Genomic DNA, 11,116 nt, shown 5'->3' with positions numbered 1-11,116 from the left:
GCATTGAATCGTTTTCCTTCCGATTCCAGATGATACACGCCGTCCTGATAGAACTCGGAACTGGCCACATCCAGGCCCAGAAAAATATCTTTACCTAATGTATAGCCGGCATTACCCACGGCTTCGGAAATGACTTCCAGGGCGGCCGCATTAGAGGGTAGATCAGGTGCGAAACCACCCTCATCACCCACCGCGGTATTCAGGCCACGCGCGCTGAGAACTTTTTTCAAATGATGAAATATTTCTGCACCATAACGAAGTGCTTCGCGAAAACTCGGTGCACCAACCGGCAAGACCATGAATTCCTGTATATCCACACTATTGTCGGCATGCTCGCCACCATTAATGATATTCATCATCGGAACGGGCATGTTGACCGAAGTCTCGGTGCCTAGATACTGGAACAAGGATTGATTATTGGCGCCGGCTGCGGCTTTTGCGTTGGCTAAAGACACGGCCAGGATCGCGTTGGCACCAAGCCTGGATTTATTTTCAGTACCATCGAGATCCCGCATGATCTGGTCGATACTGCTTTGATCACTGCTGTCCAAGCCCATGAGTGCGTCTCGAATCTCGGTATTCACAAATTCAACCGCATTCAAAACACCTTTACCCAAATAGCGCTTGGCATCTCCATCGCGTAATTCAACCGCTTCACGACTGCCTGTTGAGGCACCACTTGGAACACCGGCACGCCCGGTGATCTTGCCATTCACAATAACATCGGCTTCTACGGTCGGATTGCCCCGTGAATCAATAATCTCGCGACCACGAATATCTGTAATTTTGCTCATTCAAAAACTCCGCTGATACTTTTAAATTCAGTGTATAAATTAAACTGTGTCTTCCAAATAGGATTGTGATTTAACAACCTTATCCAGGGCAACCAAATTGGTGAGTAATTCTTCCAGTCGCCCGAGGGGCCATGCATTCGGGCCATCGCTCAAGGCCTTGGACGGATCCGGATGCGTTTCCATGAACAAGCCTGCTACACCAACCGCTACTGCAGCGCGCGCCAACACCGGTATAAACTCACGTTGCCCGCCAGAAGCCGAGCCTTTGGCTCCCGGTAATTGCACGGAATGGGTAGCATCGAAAACCACGGGTGCATTGCTGGCTCGCATGATCGCAAGTGAGCGCATATCCGAGACCAGATTATTGTAACCAAACATGTAGCCACGTTCGCACACCATGATCTGTTCATTGCCGGTTGAGCGCGCCTTATCGACCACGTTTTGCATTTCCCACGGCGACAAAAACTGTCCTTTTTTAATATTAATAGGACGCATGGTTTCAGCGACCTTAAGAATATAATTCGTCTGACGACACAAAAATGCCGGGGTTTGCAATACATCAACCACATCCGCTACTTCTTGCATCGGCGTATCTTCATGCACATCGGTAAGTACGGGCACAACAATTTGTTTTTTCACTTCGGCCAGAATACGCAGCCCTTCGTCAATACCCGGCCCACGAAAAGACCCCTTGGATGAACGGTTGGCCTTGTCGAATGAGGATTTATAAATAAAATTAACCCCTAAGCGCGCCGTGATCTCTTTGAGCTGGCCTGCGGTATCCAGTGCCAGTTGCTCACTTTCGATGGCGCACGGCCCGGCGATTAAAAATATCGGCGAACGGTTATCAGTTTCAAAATGACATAATTTCATAGAGCGATCTCAATCAGGGTTGGCTTATGGTCGTATTATTTGTTTTCCGCGTAATTTCTCGCAGCTTGCACAAAGGATTTGAATAAGGGGTGTCCATCACGCGGGTTGGATGTGAACTCGGGGTGAAACTGGGTAGCAACAAACCATGGATGTGCAGGAATTTCGACAACTTCCACAAGGTTATCGGACGAGCGCCCGGAAAATACCATTCCCTTGTTTTCCATTTCCTGAATAAAGTTATTATTGAATTCGTAACGGTGACGATGGCGCTCATGGATCACATCATTCCCGTAAATTTCACGTATCAAGGTATCGGGCAAGAGTGTAATGTCTTGCGCGCCCAAACGCATGGTGCCGCCCAGGTCGGATTCTGAATCGCGTGCTTGTGCTTCACCACTGATATCTTGCCACTCGGTAATCAGGGCAATAACCGGATTGGCCGTAGTCTGATCAAATTCAGTGCTGTTGGCATCTTTCCAGCCATTTAGGTTGCGCGCGGCTTCGATAACCGCGACTTGCATGCCCAGACAAATGCCTAAATAGGGAATATTATTTTCACGGGCGAACTGCACAGCTTTAACCTTGCCTTCTACACCTCTTTCACCAAAGCCGCCTGGAACCAGAATCGCATCAAGCGAACGCAGACGATCAAGGCCACTGCTTTCAAAATCTTCTGCTTCGATGTAATGGATATTTACTTTTGTGGCCGTATGTATTCCGGCATGCATCAAAGCTTCGTTCAAGGACATGTATGAGTCGCGCAAGTGCATGTATTTTCCAACCATGCCGATGTCGATCGTTGCTGTAAATGAAGTTTTAGCATTCACCACTTTGTCCCAGATCGTAAGATCGGCTTCGGGTGCAGTAATTGAGAAGTGCTCCAGCACAATATCGTCAAGATCCTGTGCGTGTAACAAACGGGGAATACCGTAAATATCATCGGCGTCATTAGCAGAGATAACCGCCTCTTCCCGCACATTGGTAAACAATGCAATTTTTGAGCGGTGTGCAGCTGGCAAAGGCTTTTCAGAACGGCACAATAAAATATCTGGCTGTATACCGATCGAACGCAATTCTTTAACCGAATGTTGGGTGGGTTTGGTTTTGATCTCGCCCGCAGTTTTAATGAATGGCACCAAAGTTAAATGCAAGAACAAGCAGTTTTTCCGCCCCAGTTCAACGCCTAGCTGGCGAATGGCTTCCAAAAATGGCAATGATTCAATATCACCGACGGTACCACCGATCTCAACCAGACAAATATCGGCATCATTACTACCTGCCTTGATCTTGGTTTTGATCTCGTCGGTAATGTGTGGAATAACCTGGACCGTCGCGCCCAGATAATCACCGACACGTTCTTTTTTTAATACATCCTGATACACACGGCCAGTAGTGAAGTTACTGTTTTTGGATGTGGTGATATTTACAAAACGCTCATAGTGACCGAGATCCAGATCGGTCTCTGCCCCGTCATGGGTCACGAAGACCTCACCGTGTTGAAACGGACTCATGGTACCGGGATCCACATTGATATACGGGTCGAGCTTCATCATGCTGACCGTAATGCCGCGAGCTTCAAGAAGTGCGCCCAATGAGGCTGAAGAAATACCTTTGCCGAGTGAAGAGACCACTCCGCCGGTTACAAAAATGAAACGAGTCATAAAAAAGAATCCGCCAATAAAAAAAGCGCCAAGCATGAGTCCTGCGAAACTGCCAAGCGCGTGTTAAGACGGAATGAAATTTTACCCTAGAGCGGGGTCTGGCTCAATTTAGCTTGCTCCCTGATCGGCAAAAATTGCCGGACGATTTGCCCATTGCACCTGAAAACCTCGGGTTTTTTGCTGTTCCAGCCAATCGGCATCGACCCACAGATCCGCCACTGCGACCAGGTCTCCGCCATCAAACAGTAAAGGTATGCGCGAACGCATCCATGGGAAAACCCGCTTTTCATTGAATAATTGCTTAAGCGATCTGCTTGGCTGGGTAATTTTACAGCGAATCTTCTCCCCGCCAACACGAAATCTGACTTGCAAGGATGGCGCTTCCCGGTCGTTCGAGGCAAATGACAAACTTCCATATTTTTCAGGCAAAACCAGGGATTGCCCGGCACATAATTCTTGTCCATGCAGGGCCTGTAATGCTGAGTCCGGAAAACACCTCATTATATAAACTTTATTCTGGTAAGCGCGTATCTCAACATTTGACCAACTGATCCGGGTATTGGATTCCGGGCTTGTGTTCAGGATCTGTTTCTGAATCTCGTTAAGAATTTTTGTACTCGGTTGTTGGTGCCCGCATAATTCTACCCATTGCCTGAGCAACAAGGGTTGTAACTCCACCGCTTGCTGCAGGAATTCGTTGATGTGCAATACATTCCCAATGACCAGCTTGTGTAATTTCTTTTCCAGAATCTCCGACAAAACCTTATGCTCAGTGGCAATATGTTGAATACTGCGCAATATTGACTGGTCAGACCCGGGCCAGCGTTGTTGCAACAATGGCAAGATGGCCTGTCGCAAATAATTACGGTCGAAGCGCTCACTCAAATTACTCGGATCATCGATATATTCAATTTTGTGTTGTTGTGCGTAAGCAAGTAATTGTTGACGCGACAGATGCAAAAACGGTCGCGCTAATTTACCGGCCCCGAAGTCTTGCACATGTTGCATTGACCCCAGGCCTTTGGGACCAGCCCCGCGCAATAACTGCAGAAAAAAAGTTTCGATCTGGTCATCCGCGTGATGCGCGGTGAGTAAATACGTTTTGCTTTCGATACATTTGTGGAAAACCTCATAGCGGGCATGACGCGCCATTGCCTCTATGCTTTCACCCGAGTTTTCATCGATACAGACCTGTTTAATCTTAAGGGGTACCTGGTATGCCATGCATTGATCATTACAAAAATCGGAAAATTGTGTTGAAGCATTTTGCAGTTGATGATCAACGTGTATTGCAGAGAGTGAGAAATTGTATTGCGAACAGCATTTCCTCAAAGCGTGTAAAAGCACCGATGAATCAAGACCGCCACTGTACGCGAGCAAAATTTTGTCAGGAGGATCGGTCAGCTGCCCAAAAAAAGATTCCAGATTCTCAGAAATTAGACACTGCACAGGAATCAAGCCACACTACTTTTTGCGTTTATTTGTACACGCCGAAATTACGCAACTTTTGATAACGTGATTCGAGTAACTCAGACGTTTCCACCCCGTCCAGCTCTTCAAGTGACTTTGACAGTTGCGCTGCCAGTGCATCTGCGGCTTTATCGTAGTCACGATGTGCGCCACCCAGAGGTTCAGTGATCACACTGTCGATCAATCCGTGCTTGATCAATTGCGGGGCGGTAATTTGCATGGCTTCAGCCGCGTCTTTGATCTTTTCGGCATTTTTCCACAAGATCGATGCGCAACCTTCGGGAGAGATCACCGAATATATACTGTATTGCAACATCAAAACACGATCGCCAACACCAATGGCCAGCGCGCCACCGGACCCGCCTTCACCGATCACAGTACAAATAACCGGAACCTTGAGTTGCGCCATGACCTGTAAATTTTTTGCGATTGCCTCACTTTGGCCGCGCTCTTCAGCCCCCACTCCCGGATAGGCGCCAGGCGTATCTATAAAAGTCAGAACCGGGAGATTAAAACGCTCGGCCATTTGCATGATGCGCATGGCTTTACGATAACCTTCAGGTCGCGGCATACCAAAGTTACGGCGAATTTTTTCTTTGGTGTCGCGTGCTTTTTGATGACCAATGATCGCGACTGGTCTACCGTTTAATCGGGCCAATGCAGTAATAATCGCCGCATCGTCGGCGAACAAACGATCACCATGAATTTCTTCGAAGTCGGTGAAAATACGCTTCACATAATCCAGGGTATACGGACGCTGCGGGTGTCTGGCCATGCGTGCAACTTGCCAGGCATCCAGATTAGAAAAAATTGATTTGGTTAAAGCATCGCTTTTACCTTGCAAGCGCCTGATCTCGTCCGAGATGTTGATCTCTGAGTCGTTTTCCACAAAGCGCAATTCTGCGATCTTGGCTTCAAGCTCGGCAATGGGTTGTTCGAAGTCCAGAAAATTGATATTCATTGATGAAAATATATTAGGTTTAATTAATTAATGCATTAGTTTATCGAAAACATCGCGCTGATACTGGATTCTGACATTTTTTTTGCCCAATATCTTTTGCAGATTTTCGACCATGAGCTTATTCGGAGTAACTCGCCAGGCATCGCCAAACTCGATCTGTGCGCCGGATCTGTCATTCTGATACGCCATGACAATTCTGCAGTTTCCGTCCAGATGTGGCTCCAAACTTGATTGCAACCGTGTCAATAACTCTTCATATTCGATTGAATCCGAAGCTGTGTTTTTATAGCGAATAACCAGTCTTCCGGCAAATTGATCACGCGCCTCTTCAAGGTCATAAACTTTATCGCCGGTAATTTTAAAATCATTCAAATAGTCGTCAAACGCTATTTTTCCGGCAATCACCAATATGCGATCCTTTACCAGGACATGGCGATACTTTTCATAGGTCTCTTCGAATAAACCGACTTCAATGCGATCGGTGTCATCATCCAGCACCAAACTAAATCGCGAACCTCTTTTGCGCATATCAACGACCAGGCCAGCAATTAATGTAGGAGCTCCTCCACCCCTGACATAACGCTTTTCATTCTCAACCGGAGTATGGTTATCGGCGGCGTGTTGCTTGACCGACTTGATAGTATTACCGGTCATATTGGCCAACTCATGTGCAACCAGGTCGATTGGATGACCACTCAAATACAGGCCCAGGGCCTGTTTTTCGGCGGATAATAAAATATCCTGTTTCCATTCCTCGACTTTGTCGACCTTAACTGTCGCCTGGGTATCGGAACCCGAGGCAAACCCGAACATGTCATGCATGCCGGAATTCTGGTCGGCGAATTGTTGTTGACCCAGCCTGATCGCAGCTTCAATATTTTTCATACAAGAGGCCCGGTTTAATCCCAGGCAATCAAAAGCACCCGCATTGATCAAGGCCTCATAGGTTCGACGGCTGAGTTTAATATGCGCACAACGTTGACAAAATTCGTGTAGATCATTGAAAACACCTTGTTCGTCGCGTTCAGCGATTAAAGCATCGATCACTGCATGACCTACGCCCTTGATCGCACCTAAACCGTAACGAATAGCGGCTTCACCCGCCACGGTAAAGCGATAAGCGGAATCATTCACACTGGGCGGTAATATTTTAATTTTGAGATCAAGACAATCATCCTTAAGACTGACCATTTTATCGGTATGGTCCATGTCCGCACTCATGACAGACGCCATAAAGTGTGCCGGGTAATAGTGCTTTAACCACGCAGTTTGGTACGAGATCAAGGCATAAGCGGCCGAATGTGATTTATTAAAGCCGTAATCAGCAAATTTCTCCATTAAGTCAAAAACATTATTCGCAACTCGCGCATCAACTTCTTTCTCCTGGGCACCAGCCAGAAAAATACTTCGCTGTTTAACCATTTCTGACTTTTTCTTTTTACCCATAGCACGACGTAACAGATCCGCACCGCCTAAACTGTATCCTCCGAGGATCTGGGCAATTTGCATAACCTGTTCTTGATACAGAATAACGCCGTAAGTGGGCTTAAGAATATCTTCCAGTAACGGGTGGGGGAAATCCACTACTTCACGCCCGTGTTTGCGGGCCACAAAGGTATGGTGCATACCTGCATTCAATGGTCCGGGACGATACAGGGCTAAAAGAGCCACGATCTCATCAAAGTTTTCCGGCTCCAACTCTTTGATGAGCTTTTGCATACCCGCCGATTCCAGTTGAAAGATCGCCTTGGTCTGGCCGCTAGCCAGGAATCGGTAAGTTGCCTGATCATCCAATGGCACGGCGTTTATATCAAACTCGGGATTAGCCAGTTGTGTATCCGCCTTGATCAATTTTACAGCGTTATCGATAATGGTCAGGGTTTTGAGTCCGAGGAAGTCAAATTTGACCAATCCGATCTTTTCAGCATCATCTTTATCAAACTGACAGACCGGATGTTCCTGTCCGCCATCTTCACAATATAGTGGCATGTAATGCGTCAGTGGCTCAGGTCCGATCACGATTCCCCCGGCGTGTTTACCGGCATTACGCGCGATACCCTCCAGAGCTTTGGCCATGTTCAACAAATTTGTGACTTCGTCATTCTCTGCATACAATCTTTGTAACTCAGGCTCCTCTTTGAGTGCCTTATCCAGGGTCATGTCGACTGCAAACGGTATTAATTTGGCAATTCGATCGGCAAATCCGTAACTGTGACCTTGCACTCTTGCCACATCACGTACCACCGCCTTGGCCGCCATGGTGCCAAAAGTAATGATCTGCGACACGTGCCCACGTCCATACTTTTGCGCCACATAGTCAATTACCCGATCACGTCCGCGAATACAGAAATCAATATCAAAATCCGGCATAGACACACGTTCAGGATTGAGAAAACGCTCGAATAAGAGATCGTACTCGAGGGGATCCAGATCGGTAATGCCCAATACATAGGCCACCAAGGAACCCGCGCCGGAACCACGTCCCGGCCCAACCGGTATGTCATTATTCTTCGACCACTGGATGAAGTCGGCCACGATCAGGAAATACCCGGAAAAGCCCATGCCCACGATGACGTCCAGTTCAATTTGTAAACGTTCTTCGTATTCCGCGCGTTTAAGGACTAATTCTTCCGGACTCAAAATTTGCTGTAATTTTTTTTCTAGTCTTTGTTTAGAGTCGGAAATTAAAAACTCATCTGTGGTGCTTCCATGCGGCACAGGGAATGCCGGTAACACGGTTTGCCCTTGTTCGATCTCAAGATTACAGCGCTTGGCAATCTCTAGAGTATTTTGCAATGCGCTGGGAATATCGGAAAACAGTTCCTGCATTTCATCTGCAGTGCGTAAATATTGCTGTGCGGTGTAATGCTTGGGTCGTCGTTGATCGTCCAGTGTATATCCCTGGTTAATGGCGACCCGCACCTCATGTGCATTGAAGTCATCGGCATTTAAAAAGCGCACATCATTCATGGCCACCACTGGAACACTTAAGGCGTGGGCAATCTGACAGGCACTGTGCACCGCCCTGGCTTCGTCTTTTTTGCCTAAACGTGTCAAGCCCAGGTAAAAACGCTCGGGAAAGGCTTGTATCCAGGGAGCAAGTTCCGGAATTTGAGTCTTGCCTTTTTTCAAGGCGGCGTTGTATAAACCGTAGTTTGCCCCACTGATCGCGAGCAAGCCGTCGGTTCTTGCCATGACCCATTCACTTTGTAATAAAGGTTTTCCTGTTTGTTGACCTTGTAAATACGCCCTGGAAATTAATTGGCATAAATTCTGATAACCGCTGCGGTTTTGGCAAAGTAAAGTAAGAACATAACGATTGCCTTTTTCTTCAACCACCACGTCTGCACCAATAATTGGTTTGATGCCGTTATTTGACATTGCATTAAAAAACTTTACCGCGGCAAACAGATTGACGGCATCGGTCATGGCCACGGCCGGCATTTTCAATTCACGCAAACGACTGGCAAGCTTGGGCGTACGAATAATACTGTCTACCAGGGAATGCTCGGTATGCAGATTTAAATGAACGAATTGTGTTGAAGTATCTATCACGCTAATTAGAGTTTATTTGAATCCACTTGAAGATCAGGAATGTTTTAAGGGTGCAAAACTTTGACGATGCTGAGGACAGGGCCCACATTCCCTTAGCATAGCCAAGTGAGCCTTGGTTGGGTAGCCCTTATGTTGCGCAAAGCCATAATCTGGATAATTTTCATGCATATCCAGGCACATTTTGTCGCGCGTAACCTTGGCCAAGACTGAAGCAGCACTGATCACAGGCACTTTGGAGTCGCCTTTTATAATCGCGTGCCCGTCAGCATGTTTCCAGGCTTGGGGTAAGCGTGGCAATTTATTGCCATCCACCAATACCTGTGAAGCCGTGAATGGTAATGCCAACAAGCAGCGTCGCATTGCAAGTAAACTGGCTTGTAATATATTTATTGAATCAATTTCCTCACGATCAGACCAGGCTACAGACCAGGCTAGCGCTTCACGGGTGATGACGGGAAACAATGAATTGCGTTTGTGTTCAGTTAGTTTTTTAGAGTCATTCAATTCACCCAGACCTGCTTTTCGCAAATCAAGATTGATGGGGAAAATTACCGCTGCTGCAACCACGGCGCCAGCCAAGGGACCTCGCCCGGCCTCATCAAGCCCGACCTGTAAACTGTTTGACTGGATGAAATCTAACTCAAATGTTTGCATGTTTCATGTGTTGCAGCTGTTTAATTACGATTGAGGCCACTTTATTGTCAGTATTCTGTTGCAAGACCGCATGCAGCTGTTTGAATTCTTGTTGCATCGCCAGTCTTTTATCGGAATTTTCCAAAAGCTGAATGATCTCGGCGCTTAAGCGTTGCGGCGTGAGTTCATTTTGAATGATTTCGGCGACCAGTGACTGGTTTGCCAGGATATTCGGCAAAGCAAAATACCGGGTTTTTAAGGCATTGGTCATGCGCAACAAAAAAGCCGTACTCCTTGCAAGCTGATAGCCGACAACCATTGGACAATGATGCAGCATGGCTTCAAGGGTGGCCGTTCCGGAAGCGATTAAGGCACAGTCTGACTGGGCAAGGATTTGTCCGGCATTAGCTTTTTCAATGACAATTGCAGCCTGTGGCGCATGCCGAAGTATTAACTTCTCTAAAAAAGGAATAAATGTCTCTTTTGCCGCTGGAATATGAAAGCTTGCTTGTGGATAACGCTTTGCCAATATTGCCACAGTTTGCAAAAAAGGTATTGCGAGCTTATTCAATTCGCCCTGACGACTGCCCGGCAAGACTGCGATTTGAAACGCACCGGATGTATCCTTATTTGGATTGATCTCTTTATTCTGGATCTTGTCAGCCATCGGATGACCGACAAAATGCGCTGTAACATTTGTTTCAGAATAGTATTCAGGCTCGAAAGGTAACAGGCAAAACAGATCGTCGACTGCTTTGGCTATGCCTTTGACGCGACCTTCTCGCCATGCCCACACCGAGGGGGATACATAATGCATGGTATGCACGCCGGACTGTTTGAGAACTTTAGCAACACGTAAGGTAAAATCAGGTGCATCGATACCAATAAACAGATCGGGCGGATTGGACTGCCAACGTTTTATCACATTTTTCTTTATTGACAGCAGTCTTGGCAGGTGAGAAACAACCTCACTTAATCCCATCACTGCCAGATCATCGGCAGCATACCAGGCTTCGCAATTTGCCTGTTGCATGTGAGGCCCGGCAATACCCTCGAATTTCACATCGGGATAACGAGAGAGTATGGCCTTGATCAGTCCGGCACCAAGCAAGTCGCCAGACAATTCTCCTGCAATTATTCCGACGCGCTGCATGTAAAGTTACATTGGG

The 11,116-nt window shown here is 47.1% G+C and carries 8 protein-coding genes; all 8 read right to left on the bottom strand.

Annotated features, from left to right (window positions below; all coding sequences use genetic code 11):
* On the bottom strand, positions 1–794 hold a 794-nt coding region (gene eno / locus HKN88_07225), incomplete at its 3' end, for a phosphopyruvate hydratase (GenBank protein NNC97849.1).
* Between the two features lie 39 nt (positions 795–833).
* On the bottom strand, positions 834–1,667 hold the full coding sequence (kdsA, locus tag HKN88_07220) for a 3-deoxy-8-phosphooctulonate synthase (protein NNC97848.1): 834 nt from the start codon (positions 1,665–1,667) through the stop codon (positions 834–836).
* Positions 1,668–1,702: 35 nt separating this feature from the next.
* Positions 1,703–3,328 carry a CTP synthase gene (locus HKN88_07215; protein ID NNC97847.1) on the bottom strand — a complete coding sequence of 542 codons (1,626 nt, stop codon included), beginning with the start codon at positions 3,326–3,328 and terminating at the stop codon, positions 1,703–1,705.
* 108 nt (positions 3,329–3,436) lie between these two features.
* Positions 3,437–4,777 carry a tRNA lysidine(34) synthetase TilS gene (tilS, locus tag HKN88_07210; GenBank protein NNC97846.1) on the bottom strand — a complete coding sequence of 447 codons (1,341 nt, stop codon included), beginning with the start codon at positions 4,775–4,777 and terminating at the stop codon, positions 3,437–3,439.
* A 28-nt stretch (positions 4,778–4,805) separates the two neighbouring features.
* Positions 4,806–5,759 (bottom strand): acetyl-CoA carboxylase carboxyl transferase subunit alpha, encoded by a 954-nt coding sequence (gene accA / locus HKN88_07205; GenBank protein NNC97845.1) that lies wholly within the window; start codon positions 5,757–5,759, stop codon positions 4,806–4,808.
* 27 nt (positions 5,760–5,786) lie between these two features.
* Entirely contained in the window at positions 5,787–9,311 is a 3,525-nt protein-coding gene (gene dnaE / locus HKN88_07200) for a DNA polymerase III subunit alpha (protein ID NNC97844.1), read from the bottom strand.
* A gap of 36 nt (positions 9,312–9,347) precedes the next feature.
* Positions 9,348–9,968, bottom strand: coding sequence for a ribonuclease HII (locus HKN88_07195; protein NNC97843.1), 621 nt, complete (start codon positions 9,966–9,968; stop codon positions 9,348–9,350).
* A complete protein-coding gene (gene lpxB / locus HKN88_07190; protein ID NNC97842.1) occupies positions 9,955–11,100 on the bottom strand; it encodes a lipid-A-disaccharide synthase in 1,146 nt (381 codons plus the stop codon). The genes HKN88_07195 and lpxB overlap by 14 nt, the downstream gene beginning before the upstream one ends.
* Positions 11,101–11,116: the final 16 nt, after the last annotated feature.

It is taken from the genome of Gammaproteobacteria bacterium, from assembly GCA_013001575.1.
GTDB lineage: Bacteria > Pseudomonadota > Gammaproteobacteria > Steroidobacterales > JABDMI01 > JABDMI01.
This window is presented reverse-complemented; position numbering and strand designations above follow the sequence as displayed.